Origin of the sequence: Larkinella humicola, assembly GCF_008727875.1 — a bacterium.
GTDB classification, from domain to species: Bacteria; Bacteroidota; Bacteroidia; order Cytophagales; family Spirosomataceae; genus Larkinella; species Larkinella humicola.
The window spans coordinates 66,898-86,711 of the sequence record NZ_VTWS01000004.1 but is presented as its reverse complement, the minus strand read 5'-3'; the positions used below and the strand labels follow the sequence as shown (position 1 = coordinate 86,711).

At 52.3% G+C, this 19,814-nt stretch carries 17 protein-coding genes; 9 read left to right on the top strand and 8 right to left on the bottom strand.

The features are described 5' to 3' along the window. Window positions 1-24 precede the first annotated feature (24 nt). Window positions 25-1,731, bottom strand: a complete 1,707-nt coding sequence (gene ilvD / locus F0P93_RS16270) for a dihydroxy-acid dehydratase (protein WP_150877735.1) — start codon at window positions 1,729-1,731, stop codon at window positions 25-27. A 166-nt stretch (window positions 1,732-1,897) separates the two neighbouring features. Here ilvD and murQ point away from each other — a divergent pair, with 166 nt between their 5' ends. Both murQ and F0P93_RS16260 read left to right on the top strand, forming a co-directional pair. After that, window positions 1,898-2,698: an N-acetylmuramic acid 6-phosphate etherase gene (gene murQ / locus F0P93_RS16265; RefSeq protein WP_150877733.1), complete on the top strand. Its 801-nt coding sequence runs from the start codon at window positions 1,898-1,900 to the stop codon at window positions 2,696-2,698. After that, on the top strand, window positions 2,695-3,714 hold the full coding sequence (locus tag F0P93_RS16260) for a quinone oxidoreductase family protein (RefSeq protein ID WP_150877731.1): 1,020 nt from the start codon (window positions 2,695-2,697) through the stop codon (window positions 3,712-3,714). Before murQ ends, F0P93_RS16260 begins: the two co-directional genes overlap by 4 nt. Window positions 3,715-3,722: 8 nt before the next feature. Here F0P93_RS16260 and F0P93_RS16255 read toward each other — a convergent pair whose 3' ends face one another. Next, window positions 3,723-4,736 (bottom strand): LacI family DNA-binding transcriptional regulator, encoded by a 1,014-nt coding sequence (locus F0P93_RS16255; protein WP_150877730.1) that lies wholly within the window; start codon window positions 4,734-4,736, stop codon window positions 3,723-3,725. A 109-nt stretch (window positions 4,737-4,845) separates the two neighbouring features. Between F0P93_RS16255 and F0P93_RS16250 the strand changes: the two genes are divergently transcribed. From F0P93_RS16250 to bioA, 5 genes are all read left to right on the top strand, one after another. Next, window positions 4,846-6,243, top strand: coding sequence for a Gfo/Idh/MocA family protein (locus F0P93_RS16250; protein WP_150877729.1), 1,398 nt, complete (start codon window positions 4,846-4,848; stop codon window positions 6,241-6,243). 66 nt (window positions 6,244-6,309) lie between these two features. Beyond that, window positions 6,310-7,065 carry a glucosamine-6-phosphate deaminase gene (locus F0P93_RS16245; protein WP_150877728.1) on the top strand — a complete coding sequence of 252 codons (756 nt, stop codon included), beginning with the start codon at window positions 6,310-6,312 and terminating at the stop codon, window positions 7,063-7,065. A gap of 245 nt (window positions 7,066-7,310) precedes the next feature. Beyond that, window positions 7,311-8,447 carry an aminotransferase class I/II-fold pyridoxal phosphate-dependent enzyme gene (locus F0P93_RS16240; RefSeq protein ID WP_150877727.1) on the top strand — a complete coding sequence of 379 codons (1,137 nt, stop codon included), beginning with the start codon at window positions 7,311-7,313 and terminating at the stop codon, window positions 8,445-8,447. A 103-nt stretch (window positions 8,448-8,550) separates the two neighbouring features. Beyond that, window positions 8,551-9,195: a dethiobiotin synthase gene (gene bioD, locus F0P93_RS16235; RefSeq protein ID WP_150877726.1), complete on the top strand. Its 645-nt coding sequence runs from the start codon at window positions 8,551-8,553 to the stop codon at window positions 9,193-9,195. Window positions 9,196-9,244: 49 nt separating this feature from the next. Then, complete coding sequence (gene bioA / locus F0P93_RS16230) at window positions 9,245-10,594, top strand: adenosylmethionine--8-amino-7-oxononanoate transaminase (RefSeq protein WP_225309553.1); 1,350 nt, start codon at window positions 9,245-9,247, stop codon at window positions 10,592-10,594. Here the strand turns inward: bioA and F0P93_RS16225 are convergent. Further along, window positions 10,516-11,241, bottom strand: coding sequence for an MIP/aquaporin family protein (locus F0P93_RS16225; protein ID WP_150877725.1), 726 nt, complete (start codon window positions 11,239-11,241; stop codon window positions 10,516-10,518). The two genes, bioA and F0P93_RS16225, sit on opposite strands and share 79 nt — an antisense overlap. A 155-nt stretch (window positions 11,242-11,396) precedes the next feature. Here F0P93_RS16225 and purB point away from each other — a divergent pair, with 155 nt between their 5' ends. Beyond that, window positions 11,397-12,737: an adenylosuccinate lyase gene (gene purB, locus F0P93_RS16220; protein ID WP_150877723.1), complete on the top strand. Its 1,341-nt coding sequence runs from the start codon at window positions 11,397-11,399 to the stop codon at window positions 12,735-12,737. Window positions 12,738-12,817: 80 nt separating this feature from the next. Here the strand turns inward: purB and proC are convergent, their stop codons facing one another. From proC to gatB, 3 genes are read right to left on the bottom strand one after another with little or no spacing between them, the layout of a single operon-like run. After that, window positions 12,818-13,621, bottom strand: coding sequence for a pyrroline-5-carboxylate reductase (proC, locus tag F0P93_RS16215; protein ID WP_150877721.1), 804 nt, complete (start codon window positions 13,619-13,621; stop codon window positions 12,818-12,820). 35 nt (window positions 13,622-13,656) lie between these two features. Further along, window positions 13,657-14,805, bottom strand: a complete 1,149-nt coding sequence (locus tag F0P93_RS16210; protein ID WP_150877719.1) for a TlpA disulfide reductase family protein — start codon at window positions 14,803-14,805, stop codon at window positions 13,657-13,659. A gap of 12 nt (window positions 14,806-14,817) precedes the next feature. Then, entirely contained in the window at window positions 14,818-16,317 is a 1,500-nt protein-coding gene (gene gatB, locus F0P93_RS16205; RefSeq protein ID WP_150877717.1) for an Asp-tRNA(Asn)/Glu-tRNA(Gln) amidotransferase subunit GatB, read from the bottom strand. Between the two features lie 366 nt (window positions 16,318-16,683). On the opposite strand from gatB, the gene F0P93_RS16200 reads away from it, so the two are divergent. Further along, entirely contained in the window at window positions 16,684-17,109 is a 426-nt protein-coding gene (locus tag F0P93_RS16200; RefSeq protein WP_150877715.1) for a hypothetical protein, read from the top strand. Window positions 17,110-17,155: 46 nt separating this feature from the next. On the opposite strand, the gene F0P93_RS16195 is transcribed toward F0P93_RS16200, so the two are convergent. Both F0P93_RS16195 and crtID read right to left on the bottom strand, forming a co-directional pair. Next, a complete protein-coding gene (locus F0P93_RS16195) occupies window positions 17,156-17,992 on the bottom strand; it encodes a phytoene/squalene synthase family protein (RefSeq protein ID WP_150877713.1) in 837 nt (278 codons plus the stop codon). A 72-nt stretch (window positions 17,993-18,064) separates the two neighbouring features. Next, the gene (gene crtID, locus F0P93_RS16190) at window positions 18,065-19,546 is read right to left on the bottom strand and encodes a bifunctional phytoene desaturase/3,4-desaturase (RefSeq protein WP_150877711.1); all 1,482 of its coding nucleotides are present in this window, start codon (window positions 19,544-19,546) and stop codon (window positions 18,065-18,067) included. Window positions 19,547-19,814 lie beyond the last annotated feature (268 nt).

The window sequence follows — 19,814 nt, the reverse complement described above, 5'->3', positions numbered from 1 at the left end:
CTATTTGTTGATTTCTATTCGTTGTTATTCATCCGTTACACAGCCTTCACTCGCCGAACTGACCAACTTCACGTATTTCCGCAGCACACCGTGTGAAGCGGCTGCTTCCATCGGCGGAACGGTCCAGTTGGCCCGGCGCTCGGCCAGTTCTTCGTCCGAAACGTGCATGTGAATGACATTATTGACGGCGTCGATCGTGATTTTGTCACCATCCTGCACCAGGGCAATGTTGCCGCCGTCCTGCGCTTCGGGCGTGATGTGGCCCACCACAAAACCGTGGGTTCCGCCCGAAAACCGTCCGTCGGTAATCAAAGCCACTTTATCGCCCAGGCCCAGACCCATAATAGCCGACGTTGGTTTCAACATTTCGGGCATTCCGGGACCGCCTTTCGGGCCTTCGTAGCGAATGACCACCACGTGACCTTCTTCAATTTCCCGTTTCTGAATAAACTCCAGCAACTGCTCTTCCCGGTCGCACACTTTGGCGATGCCTTCAAACCGTTCGCCTTCTTTGCCGGTAATCTTGGCAACGGCGCCCTGCGTGGCCAGGTTTCCGTACAGAATCTGGATGTGACCGGTTTTCTTGATCGGATTGGAGAAGGGACGAATGATTTGCTGGGTTTCGAAGTTCAGATCCGGGGCGTCTACCAGGTTTTCGGCGATGGTTTTACCCGTCACCGTCATGCAGTCACCGTGGAGATACCCCGCGTTGTAGAGGTACTTCATCACCGCCGGAACCCCGCCGATCGCCAGCACATCTTCCATGTAGTATTTACCACTCGGTTTCAGATCACCCAGATACGGCGTCCGGTCACTGATGTCCTGAATATCTTTCAGCGTCAGCGAAACCCCGACGGATTTGGCAATCGCGATATAATGCAAAACCGCATTGGTCGAACCGCCGAGGGCCATCACCACCGTCATGGCGTTTTCAAACGCCTTTTTGGTCATGATTTCGCGGGGCGTAATGTTCTTTTCCAGCAGGTTCATCATGGCCGCTCCGATTTTGCGGCACTCTTCCTGCTTGCCTTCGTGCGTGGCCGGATAGGATGAACTGTTGGGCAGACTCAAACCCAGCGCTTCCATCGACGACGCCATCGTATTGGCGGTATACATGCCCCCGCAGGCTCCCGCGCCGGGAATGGAATTCTGGATAACGCCTTTGTAATCTTCTTCGCTGATGTTGTTGGCAACTTTTTTTCCGTAGGCTTCAAACGCCGACACAATGTCCAGCTTTTGACCTTTGTAGCTTCCCGACCGGATTGTCCCGCCGTAGACCAGAATGGCGGGGCGGTTGATCCGACCTACGGCCATCAGCGCACCGGGCATATTTTTGTCGCAACCGACCACCGCAATCACCCCGTCATACCATTGCGCATGAACCACCGTTTCAATTGAATCAGCGATCAGGTCACGGGAAGGCAGTGAATAAGACATGCCGTCGTTGCCATTGGTCATGCCGTCGGAAACACCAATCGTATTGAATACCAATCCGACTAAGCCACTTTCGTTGACGCCTTTTTTCACATAAGCCGCCAGACCATTCAGGTGGATGTTGCACGGATTGCCGTCGTAACCGGCACTCGCAATGCCGATCTGGGGTTTTTTCATGTCATCTTCCGTCAGACCGATGCCGTAAAGCATGGCCTGCGCAGCCGGGTTGCTGACTTCCTGCGTCAGGGTGGCACTATACCGGTTTAGCTGGGTTTTGTCGGGGGCTATAGTAGTCATAATTTCAATTAGCGAAAATTCGCTGAAAGCGTAATTTGAGTCAAAGGAAAAAAAATGAAATGAAATACGCAAGACTTTTTGACGGATTTTTTAGCATTTTTTTTCACTATGCGTAGATACTATAGAATTGATTGTACTTTTGATAGACATAAAATAGAACTATACGATGATTACCGAAAACGCATCCCACTACGATCACCTGGAGCAAATGTCAGTGCAGGAACTGCTGACCAACATCAACGCCGAAGATAAAACCGTTCCGTTGGCGGTTGAGAAAGCCATTCCGCAAATCGAAGCCCTCGTGACACAGATCGTCAAACGGATGAAAGAAGGCGGGCGGTTGTTCTATATTGGGGCCGGAACGAGCGGCCGACTGGGCATTGTCGACGCGTCGGAGTGTCCACCCACCTACGGGGTTTCGCCCGATTTGGTCGTCGGTCTGATTGCCGGTGGCGACCGCGCCATTCGCAGTGCCGTCGAAAACGCCGAAGACGATTCCGAACAGGCCTGGAAAGATCTGGCACCTTACCACATCGACTCGCTCGACACCCTCATTGGCATTGCCGCATCAGGCCGGACGCCTTACGTGATCGGCGGTTTGCAGCAGGCCCGCGCAGCCGGTATTTTGACGGGTTGTGTCGTTTGCAACCCCGGATCGGCGGTGGCCCAGGCCGCCGAATTCCCGGTCGAAGTAGTAGTCGGGCCGGAATTTGTGACGGGCAGCACGCGCATGAAATCGGGAACAGCGCAGAAACTGGTGCTCAACATGATTTCGACCTCGGTGATGATTCAACTGGGCCGGGTGAAAGGCAACAAAATGGTCGACATGCAACTGACGAATCACAAACTGAAAATCCGGGCCGCCAACATGGTGATGAGCGAAACGGGCGTGACGCGGGAACGCGCCGAGGAATTGCTGGCAAACTATGGAAGTGTTCGGAATGCGATTTTGAATTCATCTCTATGAAAGCCATCATTCAAACTACGCTTCACCAACCGGCGCAATACGTTGATGTTGAGACGCCCGTTGCCGGACCGGGTGAGGTGATCGTCCAGATCAAAGCTGCGGCCATCAATCACCGGGATGTGTTTATTCAACACGGTTTGTATCCCAAAATGCAATTGCCGGTCATTCTGGGCTCCGATGGGGCCGGCATTGTCATTGAAACCGGCGAGGGTGTCGATCCGGCCTGGCAATCGCAGGAGGTCATCATCAACCCCGCCCTGAACTGGGGGCCGAATCCTCATTTTTACGGCCCGGATTTTAGAATTCTGGGCATGCCCGACAACGGGACCTACGCCGAGTATTTGAAAATTGAAGCCCACTACCTGCACCGGAAACCGGCCCATCTCACCTTCGAACAGGCAGCCGCCCTCCCCCTGGCGGGTTTGACCGCCTGGCGCGCTTTGATGACCCGCGCTACCCTGCAACCCCGTCGCCCGGAGCGGGTTCTCATTACGGGCATCGGCGGAGGAGTCGCCCTGACGGCCTTGCAATTTACGGTTGCACTTGGTGCGGAAGTCTGGGTGACGTCCGGTTCGGAAGAAAAGCTGCAACGGGCACTGGATTTGGGTGCCACCGGCGGAGTGCTTTACCGCGATGCGGACTGGGCGAAAACACTGATGGCCAAAACCGGGGGCGGCAAAGGCGGTTATTTCGACGTCATCGTCGACAGTGCCGCCGGGCCGGGGTTTGCCAAGCTGGTGGATGTGGCAGCGCCGGGCGGACGGATTGTTTTCTACGGCGGTACAACCGGCAACATCACCGATGTGGCTCCCTCCAAAGTCTTCTTCAAACAACTGAACATCTACGGTACGACAATGGGTACCGACTCCGAATTTGCCGACATGACCCGGTTTGTCGAAGAAAATCAGTTGGTTCCCGTGCTGGATGAGGTGTTTCTCTTGGCGGATGCCGAACAAGCGCTCCGGAAAATGGAAGCGGGTAAGCAGTTCGGGAAGCTGGTTTTACAGGTTTCCTGAATGCTGGTTCAACGCCGGGTCGATTCCCGAATAATAAGCTTGGCCGGTAAGATCACCTCCTGAGCTTCGACTTTTTTCCGGGTCATGTGTTTCAGTAGTAATTCACAACTGAGTTTGCCGATCTCGAAAGCCGGTTCGGCCACGGTGGTCAAGGTTGGGGAGATGATTTGCGACATCGGATCGTTGGTAAAACCGATAACTCCCACCTCTTTTCCAATCTGAACCTTGCGCTCTTTCAACGCCAGCATGGCACCAATCGCTTTTCGGTCGTTAACCGCGAATAAGGCATCCGGTTTTTCAGCTAAAGTCCATAACCGGGCCACATCTTCAAAACCGCATTCCTGCGAAAAACCGGAGTGAATAACCCAGTCGGATCGAACTGGTAACCCACTGTCTGTCAACGCATCTTCATAGCCTTTCCGGCGTTTTTGGGTAAACGTCAATCCAGCGGGACCGGCAAGGTGCGCAATCCGCCGATAGCCCTGATCGATCAAATGCTGTGTGGCTTCGTAGGCCCCGTGGTAATCGTCCTGCATGACTTTGGAAGTCAAAACCGCATCGGCAACCCGGTCAAAAAACACCACCGGAATTCCGTTTCGGATCAATTCTTCAAAATGCGCATACGAATCGGCCTGAGACGATACCGACACCAGCAAACCGTCCAGGCTGCTCAGGGAAAGATCCTGGAGAATCGCCTGCTCGCGTTCTGCCGAATCGTTGGTAATAAAGACAATCAGGTTGTAGCCGTTGGCGTTGGCCACCTGCTCGATCCCGGTAAACACCGTCGAAAAATAATAATTGGTGATGGCGGGCATTAACACGCCAATGTGGTGCGACTGGCTCTGCACCAGCCCAATCGCGTTGAAGTTGGGTTTATAATTTAGTTCCATCGCCTTCGCCAGAACCTTCTCCCGCGTTTTCGGATTGACATCGTACGCATCCCGCAAAGCGCGCGAAACCGTCGACACCGAAATGGCTAATTCCCGGGCAATGTCCTTGATGGTAATGTAATGGCGTCGCATCAGTGGTTTTCGGTAACGTTCTCGCTACTTTATCCGGCAAATTAATTGATTCCGCCAACGAATTCTACTTACTTCGATTCCTGACTGATTCCGCTAGACCCTGATACCCATGAACAAGAAACGCCGGGATTTTTTAAAACTGACCGGATTGGCCGGCGCCGGACTCACCACCGCGCCGTTCAGCTACGGTTTGCCGACCGTAACCCAGGCCCCGCGCCCGCCCAAGCAGACGTTTAACATGTGTGGCTACAGCGCCCCCAAAATCGATACGGTTCGGATCGGTTACATTGGCGTTGGCAACCGGGGCGCCGGGGCGTTGCAGCGCATCGTTCACCTGGAAAACGTAGTCGTTCAGGCGGTGTGTGACATTCGTCCGGAACGCGTCGAGCAGGCCCGGAAGTCGCTGGAAAAAACCGCCCACCGTCCCACCTATTACAGCGGGAAAGCCGATAGCTGGAAAACCCTCTGCGACCGGAAAGACATTGACCTGATTTACATCTGCACGCCCTGGAATCTGCACACGCCGATGGCGTTGTACGCGATGGAACAGGGCAAACACGTAGCCTGTGAAATTCCCATTGCCACGACGGTCGACGACTGTTGGAAACTGGTGGAAACCTCCGAACGAACCAAGCGGCACTGCATGATGCTGGAAAACTGCTGCTACGATTTCTTCGAACTCCTGACGCTGAACATGGCGCGGCAGGGCTTTTTCGGAGAACTGGTTCACGTGGAAGGCGCGTATATTCACGACATTTTCGACTCCTTTTTCGACAAAAGCAAACGCTATGACCTCTGGCGGCTAAAAGAAAACCAGCGCAACGGCAATCTGTATCCGACGCACGGTTTAGGCCCGATTGCGCAGGTGCTCGACATCAACCGGGGTGATCAGATGGATTACCTGGTGGCGATGTCCAGTCAGGATTTTATGATCAGCAAAAAAATCAACGAGTTGGCGGCACAGGATGCCGATTTTAAGCAATTTCAGGGCAAATCATTTCGGGGTAACATGAACACGACCACCATTCGGACCAAAAAAGGCCGAACCATCATGCTGCAGCACGACGTCAGTTCACCCCGGCCGTATTCCCGGCTTCACCTCGTCAGCGGAACGAAAGCCACTGCCCAGAAATATCCCCTGCCGGGCCGGATTTCGACGGGCCATGAATGGTTGTCGGAAACCGCCTATCAGGAGCTGGAAAAGAAATACCAGCCGGAAATCGTCAAGCGCGTGGGCGAACTGGCCAAACAGGTCGGCGGCCACGGCGGCATGGATTTTCTGATGGACTGGCGACTCATCGATTGCCTGCGCAACGGCTTGCCGCTCGATCAGGATGTCTACGATGCCGCGTTGTGGAGCAGCATCGGGCCGCTCAGCGAATGGTCGGTCGCCCATCGGTCCAACTCCATCGACGTGCCGGATTTCACCGGCGGTTCCTGGAAAACCAATAAACCGGTCGACATCAGCCTGACCACGGGCGGCACCACCGGCATCAAAGGCCTGTAGACCGGAGGCAATGACGCCCTTCAAACTGACTTTTCTTAAACCCAAAAACCGTATTCCATCGTATTCATGAACATTCTGATTTCAAAAACCAGCGAAGAGCTTGGCACCCTTGCGGGAAAGGAAACCGCTGATCTCATCCGCCAGGCCATTGCCAACCGGGGGCAGGCAAATATCATTCTGGGAACCGGAACCAGCCAGTTCGCAACGCTCGCCCAATTGATTCGGGAAGACATTGACTGGAGCCGCGTGGTGATGTTCCACCTGGATGAGTACATCGGTCTGCCGATTTCCCACCCGGCCAGTTTTCGCAAATACCTGCAGGAACGGTTTCTGGACAAGGTTTCGCCCTTAAAAGCCAGCTATCTGATCAACGGTGAAATTGACCCTCAGGAAGAAATCCGGCATTTGGGTGACTTCATCCGTTTGCATCCCATCGACGTCGCCCTGGTCGGCATTGGCGAAAACGGGCATCTGGCCTTCAACGATCCCCCGGCCGATTTTGAGACGGAAGAACCGTATCTGATCGTCGATCTCGACACGGCCTGTCGGCGTCAGCAGTTCAATGAAGGCTGGTTTCCGTCGCTGGAAGACGTTCCTGCTCAGGCCATTAGCATGTCGGTTCGACAAATCATGAAGTCGCGGCACATTATCTGCTCGGTTCCGGATGCGCGAAAAGCCCAGGCGACCAAAGACACGCTGGAACAACCCATCAGTCCGCTTTTTCCGGCCAGTATTCTACGCTCCCACCCCGCTTGTTCGCTCTATCTGGACGAGTCTTCGGCCAGTCTGCTGACGGTAGAAAGCGGTCAAAAAGAAGGCTGATCAGGCCCCGCGCAAGGTTCCCCGGAGGATTGGTTTTGAAGCAAAACCGCCATTTGTACACTCAAACATAAGTCTCTGACAATCAGGCAGTCGAACTCCATCAAATACCCCTTTTCTACAAAAAAGCTAAAACAGAGCGACTTATCCACATTCCCGTGTGGATAAGTCTTGATTTCATCCCATTTGTCCACATCGTTTTTCATCACCAGCTTCCTGATTACCTTTGTGAATAATCTGAGAATAAGGTGATAAGAGCGGATACGGCGGTACTGGAATTGCTGGAAAAACGTCGGGAGGCCGGGCTGCTCCGTCGTTTGAAAAAGCCCGAAAATTTACTTGATTTTTGCTCCAACGATTACCTGGGGCTGGCGCGGTCGGTGGTCTTGCGCGATACCATTGCCTGCGCCGTTGCCAGCCACCCGACCGGGTTGAACGGGGCCACCGGTTCGCGCTTACTGGCGGGAAATTCGGCCCTGGCCGAAGAGCTGGAAACCGAAATTGCCGCCTTTCACGACGCCGAAGCCGCGCTGGTTTTCAACTCCGGTTACGACGCCAACATTGGCCTGCTGGCCAGCTTGCCCCAACGGGGCGACACCCTGCTGACGGATGAGTTGATTCACGCCAGCATGATCGACGGCGCTCGACTGAGTGTTGCCAATCGCTTTAAATTTCGCCACAACGACCTGGAGGATCTTGAAAACCGGCTAAAACGGGCCACCGGCACGGTTTACGTCGCCATTGAATCGGTGTATTCCATGGACGGCGATCTGGCTCCTTTACTTGAAATCGTTGACTTGTGCGAACGCTACGAAGCTGCACTGATTGTGGATGAAGCTCATGCAACGGGTGTTTTTGGTGCAAGAGGGACAGGGTTGGTGCAGGCGCTCGGTTTGCAAAACCGGGTCTTTGCCCGGGTTCATACCTTTGGCAAAGCGTTGGGCGTTCATGGAGCGGCTGTGGTCGGATCGGCGGCATTGCGCGATTTTCTGATTAATTTTGCCCGCTCGTTTGTGTATTCGACGGCTTTGCCTCCGCACAGTTTGCTGGCGATTCAGAGTGTTTACCGGTTTTTGCCGCAAAACCAGCCGCTGATTGACCGATTGCAGGTCTTGCGGACTTATTTTCAGCAGCAAATTCAGGAACGGCTGCCCCATACGGAATGGACTTCGGTCGAAAGTCCCATTTTAGGGTTGATTGTGCCGGGCAATGACGCGTGCCGGGCGGTGGCTACGCAACTCCAGCAAGCCGGTTTTGACATCCGGCCCATCGTGAGTCCGACGGTTCCGACGGGGCGTGAACGATTGCGGATCTGCCTTCATGCGTTTAATTCGGAATCAGAAATCGATTCGTTGGTGCAGACGTTACAATATTTTGGTGGATAGGAACACGGCTTGAACGGATAGGTGCGGATTTTTATCCGTTTTTTATCGGTTTCATCCGTTCAAGCCGTGTTCCTATCTCAAACCTGTTAACAAAAAGCTTTGAATGCGTAATCCGTTACAACTGATCGTGGCCGGTATTGGCACTGAAATCGGCAAAACCGTGGTGTCGGCCATTGTCGTGGAAGCGTTGCAGGCTGATTACTGGAAGCCGGTACAATCCGGCGCGCTCGAAGATTCGGATCGCGAAACCGTCCGGCGGCTGATTTCCAATCCCGTTAGCCAGTTTCATCCGGAAACCTACCGGTTGCGGGAACCCTTGTCGCCCCACGCGGCTGCGGCCCTGGATGGCGTTGAAATTTCACTGAATGCCTTTCAATTACCTCAGACCTCCAATCATCTGGTGGTTGAACTGGCGGGCGGTTTGATGGTGCCACTGAATGACCAGGATTTGATAATCGACCTGGTGAGACAATTGAATCTGCCGGTTTTACTGGTTTCCAAACATTATCTGGGCAGCATCAATCACACCCTCCTGTCGGTAGAAGCGTTGCAAAACCGGCTCATTCCCATTTTGGGAATCGTTTTTAACGGCCCTGAAACCCCGGCAACCGAAGATTTTATTTTGAACTACACGGGCTTGACAAGTTTTGGGCGGATTGAGTGGGAAACGGAAGTTACGAATGGGTTTGTCAGTCGGAATGCGGATAAAATGAGAACGTTATTTGAAAAATACGATGCCGGTTTATGATGAAGATAAAATAAAGCTGTCAGGTCTTCAAGACCTGACAGCTTTGAACTTGGGGGAATTGGCCGAACGCGACCAAGCCGTCATCTGGCATCCGTTTACGCAGATGCAAACCGCTCCGCTGCCAATTCCGATTGTTCGGGGGAAAGGAACGCTGTTGTTTGCGGAAGACGGAACGACATACATCGATGCGGTTTCGTCCTGGTGGGTCAATACGCACGGACACAGTCATCCGTATATTGCGGAGAAAGTAGCGAACCAGCTTCACACGCTTGAACACGTCATCTTTGCCGGTTTTACGCACCAGCCCGCCGTTGAACTGGCCGAGCGGTTATTACCCATTTTACCAAAGAACCAGAAAAAGGTTTTTTATTCGGATAACGGTTCGACGGCGGTGGAAGTGGCGCTTAAAATGGCGTTTCAATACTGGCACAACATCGGAAAACCGCGTCGGAAGGTCATTGCGCTGGAGGACGCGTACCACGGCGATACGTTCGGAGCCATGGCCGTTAGCGGACGAAGTGCCTTTACGGCCCCATACGTGCCGTTTTTATTCGATGTTGAATACATTCCTACGCCCGTTCCGGGACAGGAGCAGGCGGCTTTGGATCAAATGCAAGCGTTGCTGAGCGACGATGTGGCGGCTTTTATCTTCGAACCACTGATTCAGGGAGCGGGCGGTATGGTGATGTACAAACCGGAAATTCTGAGTCAGCTCATCGAAATGGCCCGCAGCCACGGCGCGCTGATTATTGCCGATGAAGTGATGACCGGTTTTGGCCGTACGGGAAAATTATTTGCTTCGCATCACCTCAGCCACCAACCCGACCTCATGAGTTTGTCGAAAGGGCTGACCGGCGGAACGATGGCGATGGGTGTAACGACCTGTACGAACGCAATTTACAACGCCTTCAAGTCCGAAGACAAACACAAAACGCTTTTCCACGGCCACTCGTTTACGGCCAATCCGCTGGCCTGCACGGCGGCTCTGGCCAGCCTCGACCTCCTGCTTTCGGACGAGACCCAGGCATCCATTCAGCGAATCAGCCAACGACATGCGGTTTTTGCGGAACAACTCAACCAAAAACCGGGGATTAAAAACGTCCGCCAGCGGGGAACGATCCTGGCCTTCGATCTGGATAAGGAAGGGCAAACCAGCTCGTATTTCAGCAATATCCGCGATGCGGCCTATCAGTTTCTGCTCGAACAAGGCGTTTTGATGCGGCCATTGGGGAATGTGCTGTACATTCTTCCGCCCTACTGCATTACCGATGAGGAGTTGACGACGGTTTATTCGGCCATTGATAACCTGCTCCTGCACAACTACAACGCGTACCACCGAATCAGCAAACCGCCCAAAACCGCTCCGATGATCGGCCCCACAATGGGCACCCAGGCATAGCCCCAATCTGATGACCCTTTGCCGGGAATGGGTAACAGGGTGTGTGCGATACGGGGTCCCAGGTCGCGGGCGGGATTGATGGCGTAGCCGGTGGTGCCGCCCAGCGAAAGGCCAATGCTCCAGACCAGCACGCCCACTAAATACGGACCTAAACCTATGGCGATGGTGCCGAGGGCTTTGGCGGAAATCCCGGCAATGCCGATGATGAGTGCCAGCGTGCCGATGGTTTCACTGATGACATTCCCCAGAGGATGGCGGATCGCCGGATCGGTGGAAAAAACCGCCAGCTTGGCCCCCTGATCGGGCGTGGCCGCCCAATGGGGTAAATACTGAAGCCAAACCAGCACCGCACCCAGAAACGCGCCGATGAGTTGCGCCGGGATATACGTCGCCATCTTGCTGAAATCACCGGTGGCCACGGCGAAAGCCACGGTAACGGCCGGATTCAGGTGCCCGTCGATGCTGCCGAAAGCCTTGGCAACAAACACGCCCATCGTGACGGCAAAAGCCCAACCGGTAGTAATGACAATCCAGCCGGATGATTCGCCCTTGGTTTTCTTCAGGACAACGTTGGCAACCACACCGTCGCCCAATAAAATTAAGATCATGGTTCCAACCAATTCACCAAGGAAGGGAGAAAGTTGCATACAAAAAAGGATGGGTTTAGGAGTCAGACGACAGACCGTATTAAGTCAATAAAATATTTGTTCTGTCATAAAGCCGCCAATATACAGGAATTTTAATTATTCTGGAGAGTGGTTTCCGGTGGTTCCGTTAACTTTGCGTTTTCTTTTTCGTTCCTATGCAACTTTCCGCACTTACCGCAGTTTCCCCCCTCGATGGCCGTTACCGCCGTCAAATTGAATCGCTGGCTCCTTATTTTTCCGAATGGGGACTGATTCGTTACCGCATTCGGATTGAGATCGAATACTTTATCGAACTCTGCGAACTGCCCCTGCCCCAGTTGAAAGACATCGATCATGCGGTTTTTCCAAAATTACGGGCGTTGTACGAGAACTTTTCGGAAGCGGATGCGCTGCGGGTAAAAGAAATTGAACGCGAAACCAACCACGACGTCAAAGCCGTTGAATATTTCATCAAGGAAAAACTCGCTGATCTGAATATTTCTGACCACCTGGAATTTATCCACTTTGGTCTGACGTCGCAGGATATCAACAATACTGCTACGCCCCTCCTCCTGAGTGATGCGCTAGCCAATGAAATCGAACCGCAATACCGGGAAGTGTTCATGAAGTTGCAGGAGTTGGCGGAGACGTGGAAAGGCATTCCGATGCTGGCCCGCACCCACGGTCAACCAGCCTCGCCGACCCGGCTGGGCAAAGAACTGCTGGTTTTTTGTGAACGGATCGAGAAGCAGCTTTTCATGCTGTCGGCCATTCCGGTATCCGCCAAATTCGGGGGGGCCACCGGCAATTTCAATGCGCATTGTGTCGCCTACCCGGACATCGACTGGAAATCGTTCGGCGATGATTTTGTGGAAAAACTGGGGCTGGAGCGCAGTCAGCACACGACCCAAATTGAGCATTACGACATGCTGGCGGCTACGCTCGACGCCTTCAAGCGACTGAATACGATTCTGATCGATCTGAACCGCGATATGTGGGCGTACATTTCGATGAATTACTTCAAGCAGCAGATCAAAGCGGGGGAAGTAGGCTCGTCGGCGATGCCGCACAAAGTCAATCCGATCGATTTTGAAAATTCGGAAGGAAATCTGGGGATTGCCAATGCGGTTTTTGAACACCTCTCGGCCAAGTTGCCGATTTCCCGCCTGCAACGCGACCTGACCGACTCGACGGTTTTGCGGAATCTCGGCGTTCCGTTCGCGCATTCGCTGATTGCCTTGAAATCGTTGTTGAAAGGCCTGGGAAAACTGCAACTAAACGAAGCTGCCATTCACGCCGATCTGGAAGAGAACTGGGCCGTGGTGGCCGAAGGCATCCAAACCATTCTCCGGCGCGAGGGCTATCCCAAACCGTATGAAGCCCTGAAGGACCTAACCCGCACGAATGAGAAAATCACGGCGGACACCATCGGCCGGTTCATCGACGGACTGAATGTGGCAGAAAATGTGAAAACGGAATTACGGGCGATTACGCCATATAGTTATACCGGGATTTAAACCCTGACAGCGGCCAGCGGCCCTGTCAGCGGTTTAAATCCCCGTCAATTACAAACCGCTGACAGGGCCGCTGGCCGCTGTCAGGGTTTGCTCAATTCCGTAGCCCGGAACTGAGCGGCTTTGATGCCCGCAATCAGTGTATCCGACAAACCGCCTTCTTCAAACCGTTTCAGAGCGGCTTCCGTTGTGCCGCCTTTGGAGGCAACCGCCTTAATCAACTCGTCCAGGGATTTGTCGGCGGTATTGATCAAATGGAAAGATCCCAGCATGGTTTGTTTCACCAGCAGCGAAGCCACCGAATCGTCGAAGCCCATTTGCTTGCCAGCTTCAATCATGGCTTTTACGAGGTAGTAGAAATACGCCGGGCCGCTACCGCTGAGGGCCGTAACGGCGTCCAGCAAGGCTTCATCTTCCAGGAAAATGGACCGGCCCGTGGCATTGATCAGGTTTTCGACTTTCCGCAGATTGCTCAGATCTACTTCTTTGGCCGCCGTAAAACCGGTAATGCCCATGCCCAGCATCGCGGGTGTGTTGGGCATGGCACGAATCACCAGCCGGTGATTGAGTTTTTCCTGAATGGTCGCAATCGGAATACCTGCCATGATCGACAGCACGACCTGTTGGGGCCGGATGGTTTCCCGGAGGGCTTCCTGTAAACTGTTGAAATCCTGGGGCTTGACGGACAAAATAATCAGATCGACCTCTGAAACCCGCGAACTGATGGTATCGACCACCACGCCGGCCTTTTCCGCTTTTAAGGCTTCGGAACGTTCTGCGCTTTTCTCGACGAGCAGCAAATCTTCTTTTTTTACCAGATCATACTGCAAAAACGACTTGGCAAAAGCCATGCCCATGTTGCCGCATCCGACGATCGCAATCTTCATAATTAATGAGTTTACTGTATACCGAAAACCGTCCGTTATTTGTCCAGAATACTTCCCAGCTTTTGCACCAGTGCTTCGCCCCGCAGGTTTTTGGCGATGATTTTTCCTTCTTTATCCAGCAGATAGGTGGTGGGAATGACCTGAACCGAGTACTGCTGAGCAACCGCCGAACTGCCATTTTTCTTGCCCAGCACGTTGGTCCAGACCATCCCGTCGGCTTCGATGGCTTTCAACCAGGCGTTCTTGTTGTCGTCGAGCGAAATGCTGTAAATTTCGAAGCCCTTCTCCTTGTATTTATTGTACATCCGGACTACGTTCGGGTTTTCCTGACGACAGGGTCCGCACCACGACGCCCAGAAATCGATCAACACATACTTCCCGCGCAACGAGGACAGGCTCACCACCTGACCTTTTGTATCTTCCAGAGTGATGTCCGGGGCCAGTGCTCCCTCAACCACTGCAACCTGCGTGGCCTGGGTGGCCATTTCGCTCTTGGCCATCGTTACGAAGTTGATAAAGGCCTTGGCCTGTTTGCCGGTCAGATTGGCTTTTTGCATCTGGTCCGCCAGCGCTTCGTAGAGGGGAAAATGCTCTTTCGGATCCAGGTATTTGAGCGCAATCATGGCCACGCTGGACGTTCCCATTTGCGGAATCAGCGCTTTGATGGTGTCGATGACCTGTTTGTTGGTCGCCATCACTTCCCGATCAATCGCTTCGCCTTTTTTAAGGTCGTTTTTTTCAGCAGCCGCAGCCGCCTGCTTCTGCCACTCTTTGGATTTTTTCAGCATCATGGCATCGATGGCCACGATTTTGGGATAAAAATCCATGTTGACCGAGCCTTTTACCAGAAGCTTGTCTTTGTTTTTCAGATCGGCCGTTACGGTCAGGTTTTCTCCTCCTTCCACCAGCAAACTCGTGAATTGCTCATTGGCCAAGTTCAGCTTGTAAAAACTCCCGCCGTTCGTTTCGTTTCCTTTCAGCGAAAAGCTTCCGCTGGCGTCGATCTGGGTGGAGTCAATCCGCTTCGATACTTTTTCGTTCGTTTCCAAATAGGCTTTGCTGCCCGGTTTGGCATTCTGAACCGTACCTTTTACCGTGAATTCTTTCCCAGCTGTCTGGGCAAAAGCCGCCAGTGGCAGGGCTAAACCGACTAAAACGACGAATCCGATCCGATTTTTTTTCATTTTACCTGTACGTTATAACGGAGAAGACAACGATTTTTGAAGCAACTCATTGGTCAGTTTGGGGTCTGCATTGCCTTTCGATTTTTTCATCACCTCACCCACAAACAAGCCCAGCAACCCTTTTTTACCCTTTTTGTATTCTTTGACTTTATCGGGCCAGGCTGTCAGCACCTCATCTACCAACGCTTGCAACGTATCGGTATTGCTGTTTTGCACTAAATTCTGCTCCTGCGCCACTTGTTCCGGCGATTTCTCCGGGTGTTCGATCAGAGCCGGGAAAATCCGCTGGCTGGCGGTCGAGAAACTGACTTTTCCTGAATCCACTAACGTAATCAATTCCGCCAGTTTTTCGGCCGAAAGCGGAAACTGGCCATCCCGCAGCGATTTTTCGGGCAACTGGGCTTTCACCGGCCCCATAATCCAGTTGGAAACCGCCTTATAATTCGTCGTTAACTGACTTACGGCTTCAAAATAATCCGCCAGTTCTTTTACGTCGGCCAACAGAGTCGCATCGTATTCCGGTAAACCGTAGTGATTCAGTAACTTATCATGACGTTCTTTCGGCAAAGCAGGCATGTTGGCGCGGATTTCGGCCAGCCATTCGTCCGATACCAGAACCGGACTCAAATCCGGGTCCGGAAAATACCTGTAATCGTTCATGGTTTCTTTCATCCGCATGCCGTGGGTCAGGCCGGTTGTGGCGTCGAACATGCGGGTTTCCTGAACGATGGTGCCGCCGGTTTCGATCGTTTCCACCTGCCGCCGTAACTCGGACTCAATGGCCCGCTGGACGTTGCGGATGGAGTTCATGTTTTTGATCTCGACTTTCGTACCGAACTCCTCCTCGCCCCACAACCGCACCGAAACGTTGACGTCGCAGCGCAGCGAGCCTTCTTCCATGTTGCCGTCGCAAATGTCCAAATACCGCACCAGCCGCCGGACTTCCGTCAGGTACGCAGCCGCTTCTTCCGCACTGCGAATCACGGGGTCGGTCACCATCTCGATCAGGGGCGTTCCGGCGCGGTTATAATCCAAAACGGTATGCCAGTCGCCGTCGTGAATCGATTTACCGGCGTCTTCTTCCAAATGAATGTGATGCAGAAAAACCGTCTTTTCAACCGGCTGACCGTCGGCATCCTTGAATTTAACCGGCACTCCGCCCCCTACGCAAATCGGCGTTTTATCCTGCGATAGCTGGTAGCCTTTCGGCAGGTCGGGATAGAAGTAGTTTTTCCGGGCAAAAAGATTGTAGGACGTTATCGTTGACTGACAGGCCAATCCCATCCGAACCGCCAGTTCGACGGCTTTGCGGTTGAGTTTGGGCAGGGTACCCGGATGCCCCAGTGTGATGACGCTGATGTTGGTATTGGGTTCGCTGCCAAACTGATTGGAATCGGCGGCAAAGATTTTCGTCGCCGTCAGGAGCTGGCAGTGAACTTCCAGACCAATTACCAGCTCGTAGTTGGCCAGCACCGCAGCGGATACCGTCTTTTCAGCCGTTTCAGAAACCATGAAGCTATGTTGTAGTAAGATTTATGGTTTTCAGTTTACAGTTTACGGTTTACGGTGGCTGACGCGTCCTAATCGTGCGTCAGTCGCCGTAAACCGCAAACTGAATACCGTAAACCATTACTCTGCAAAGATACGGTTAAAATCTCATTTCACTATTCAGGGGACTACTTGTAAAAAAACGCTTTTTGTTGAACAATTTTGATATAAACGATCATTATAAAAACAACTTTTTCAATCCCTATTTGACGGTAATATAGTGTATACAAATAAGTTATAGATTTATTATCAAAATATTATGAATGCAACAGAAGCAATCTTCCAATTATTGAATTGCACTTTGTCCATTTATCAAAACATAATACAACCATGAAAAGGGAAATTTACAAGCACAGGAATCTGAAAAAAGCCTTACTGATGCTGACACTGGCGGGTGGGGTAGCTCTGAATCCGTCGCAAGCCCAAACGCTTGAAAACCTGCCCCAGACGGCGAAAGAGGATGCCGCCTTGCAGTTGGCGTTTCGGGAAGTGAGCAATCTGAAGTTCCGGATTGAAGTGACTCAGCCGTTCCAGCTTCTTCACGATGACATTCGGGTGTATATCCTCAGTAACGACCGGCAAATTTTATATGCCAACACCTATTCCCACCACGCGCTGAGAATCACGACGTTTGACCTTTCTACTTTGCAGGATGGGACGTATGGCTTTGAAGTGCGCTCGGGCAGCAAACGGGTGACGCAATTGTTTGATATCAAAACCAAATCGAAACGGGTGGTTCTGGCCCGGAATGACTAGTGTCTGGGGTACAAAAACGGCTCGATGCCCCGCATCGGGCCGTTTTTCACTGCCCGCTCCACCGAAACCGCACGTAGGTCTGGGCCAGGAGCGCGATTTTTTTCATGTCCGGCACCCGGATGCGCTCCTCCTGAATCCGGGAAGCGGGTATCTGCTTGATTTTGTTGAACAGGGTCTGGTAGTAGGTATACGCCAGATGAACGCCCATCCGGGCTCCACGCGGGAGGTTCAGAATACCCGCGTAGGCTTCGTCAAAATCCTGCTGAATGTCCTTTTCGATGAGCCGTTTGGCATCTTTCGTAAACTCGCTGAAATTGACGCCCGGGAAATAGACCCGGCCCCGGTCAATGTAATCGTCCTTCAGGTCGCGCAGAAAATTGACCTTCTGAAAAGCCGCCCCCAGCTTGCGCGCTGGTTCTTTCAGCCGGTCAAACATCGCCAGGTCGCCTTCACAGAATACCCGCAAACACATTAACCCCACCACTTCGGCCGAGCCATAGATGTATTCCTGGTAACTGTTGTCTGTGTATTCGTTAAAATACAAATCCATTTCCATGCTTTTCAGAAACGCATCGATCAGTTCCCGGTCAATGCTGTATTCCTTGACAACCCACTGAAACGAATGGAGAATGGGATTCAGGCTGATGCCGTCCGAAATGGCTTCGTAGGTATCTTTCTTGAATTTTTCCAGTAAGTATTTTTGATCGTAGTTGTAAAACGTGTCCACAATTTCGTCGGCATACCGGACAAAACCGTAGACGGCATAAATCGGAAAATGGAATTTACGGTCCAGGGTTTTGATCCCCAACGTAAATGAGGTGCTGTAATGTTCGGTGATCAGCTTGCTGCACTCTAACGCGGTTCGGTTGAATAACTCGATCATAGGGTTTCGTTGGTGGGCTGTACCCTCTTCAGACAGACACAGGAACAGCTAGTAGTAATTGTATTTTTTAAGTCAAGTCCGTTGCCCAAATTCCCTGGCAACTTCATCCGCCACCACCAATCCGGAAATAAGCGAGGGCGGGACGCCCGGCCCCGGAACGGTCAATTGGCCCGTGTAAAACAGATTGTCAACGCGTTTGCTCTTCAGTCCTGGCTTCAAAATAGCCGTCTGTCTCAGCGTGTTAGCCAGTCCGTAGGCATTGCCCCGGAAGGCGTTGTAGTCGGCGATGAAATTGCTATGGGCGTAGCTGCGTTTAAAAACGACGTGATCCCGAATGGTTTCACCCACATACGCTTCCAGCCGATCCATCACCAGGTTGTAATAGTATTCCCGCGTTTCTTCGGGGTCGTTCAGATCCGGTGCCACCGGAATCAGGATAAACAGATTCTCCATGCCCGTCGGTGCCACGCCCGGGTCGGTTTTCGACGGTGCCGAAACGTAAAAGAGCGGTTTGGTCGGCCACTGCGGTTTTTCGTAAATTTCGTGGGCGTGTAACCCAAAATCTTCATCGAAAAACAAATTGTGATGTTGCAAACGCGGCACCCGCCGGTCAACGCCCAGGTAAAACAGCAACGACGATGGGGCCATCACCCGGCTTTTCCAATACCGGTCGTCGTAATTTCGGTAGTCAGGTGTCAGCAATTTGCTATCCACATGCTGATAATCAGCTCCCGCTACCACCACATCGGCCTCGAAGGTTCCCTGATACGTTTCGACTTTGTTGGCTATACCATTTGTTACGCTAATTTGTTTAACCGGATGGTTCAATAAGATCTTCACCCCCTTCTCCTCGGCCAGCTTTACCATTGCTTTCACAATTTCGTGCATGCCCCCCATCGGATACCAGGTTCCCATCGAAATTTCGGCGTAATTCATCAGACTATACATGGCGGGCGTGTTGGCCGGCGTTGCTCCCAGAAACAAAATCGGGAATTCCATCAACTGCAAAATCCGCTCGTTCGTGAAATATTTACGGACGTGGCTCGAAAACGATTGAAAAACATCCAGCCGCATCACATCCTGTAGCAATTTCACGCTCATGAATTCTGACACCCGCCTACTCGGTTTCCAGACAAACTGATTGATCCCAACATCGTATTTATAAGCCGCCTGCTCCAGAAATTCGAGCAACCGGCGACTGGCACCCGGTTCCATTTGTTCAAAAACCGCCTGGATATTTTCGACCCCGGCGGGCAACTCGACGGCATCATTGGCCCCAAAAACGACGGTATACGACGGATCAAGCCGCACGAGCTTGTAATAGTCCGACGGTTTTTTGCCAAAACGACCAAAGTACGTTTCAAAAACATCAGGCATCCAATACCAGCTTGGCCCCATATCGAACACAAAACCGTCTTGCTCAAACATCCGGGCACGACCACCCGCCTGGCTGTTTTTTTCCAGAATCGTAACTTCAAACCCTTTGTCGGCCAGGCTTGTAGCCGCCGACAACCCGGCAAAACCGGATCCTATAACAATGACGCGTTTTGACATGTGTGAAAGTTTAGTCTCAACTCCCTGAAGACCAGGCAGCCATTGCCGGCGTTTCAGCATCCGGCTTTTAAAGAGCTTCTTCAGGAGACGGGAGTAATAAACACAAAAAAGACGGATTGAAAAATCCGTCTTTTGCTCTAACCAAAAAAGTTAGACGGAAACCATCTAACTTTTCGGAACCTTCCTCTTTTTTAACCAAAAACTACTCAATCAAATGTCTTTTGAGATGTTAGAAGATAGACAAGAGAGTAAAGACCTGTTCTATTTA

Bases quoted from the DNA above. Each gene is read 5' to 3' on its own strand.
- ilvD (WP_150877735.1), bottom strand. From the start codon at position 1,731: ATGACTACTATAGCCCCCGACAAAACCCAGCTAAACCGGTATAGTGCC.
- murQ (WP_150877733.1), top strand. From the start codon at position 1,898: ATGATTACCGAAAACGCATCCCACTACGATCACCTGGAGCAAATGTCA.
- F0P93_RS16260 (WP_150877731.1), top strand. From the start codon at position 2,695: ATGAAAGCCATCATTCAAACTACGCTTCACCAACCGGCGCAATACGTT.
- F0P93_RS16255 (WP_150877730.1), bottom strand. From the start codon at position 4,736: ATGCGACGCCATTACATTACCATCAAGGACATTGCCCGGGAATTAGCC.
- F0P93_RS16250 (WP_150877729.1), top strand. From the start codon at position 4,846: ATGAACAAGAAACGCCGGGATTTTTTAAAACTGACCGGATTGGCCGGC.
- F0P93_RS16245 (WP_150877728.1), top strand. From the start codon at position 6,310: ATGAACATTCTGATTTCAAAAACCAGCGAAGAGCTTGGCACCCTTGCG.
- bioD (WP_150877726.1), top strand. From the start codon at position 8,551: ATGCGTAATCCGTTACAACTGATCGTGGCCGGTATTGGCACTGAAATC.
- F0P93_RS16225 (WP_150877725.1), bottom strand. From the start codon at position 11,241: ATGCAACTTTCTCCCTTCCTTGGTGAATTGGTTGGAACCATGATCTTA.
- purB (WP_150877723.1), top strand. From the start codon at position 11,397: ATGCAACTTTCCGCACTTACCGCAGTTTCCCCCCTCGATGGCCGTTAC.
- proC (WP_150877721.1), bottom strand. From the start codon at position 13,621: ATGAAGATTGCGATCGTCGGATGCGGCAACATGGGCATGGCTTTTGCC.
- F0P93_RS16210 (WP_150877719.1), bottom strand. From the start codon at position 14,805: ATGAAAAAAAATCGGATCGGATTCGTCGTTTTAGTCGGTTTAGCCCTG.
- gatB (WP_150877717.1), bottom strand. From the start codon at position 16,317: ATGGTTTCTGAAACGGCTGAAAAGACGGTATCCGCTGCGGTGCTGGCC.
- F0P93_RS16200 (WP_150877715.1), top strand. From the start codon at position 16,684: ATGAAAAGGGAAATTTACAAGCACAGGAATCTGAAAAAAGCCTTACTG.
- F0P93_RS16195 (WP_150877713.1), bottom strand. From the start codon at position 17,992: ATGATCGAGTTATTCAACCGAACCGCGTTAGAGTGCAGCAAGCTGATC.
- crtID (WP_150877711.1), bottom strand. From the start codon at position 19,546: ATGTCAAAACGCGTCATTGTTATAGGATCCGGTTTTGCCGGGTTGTCG.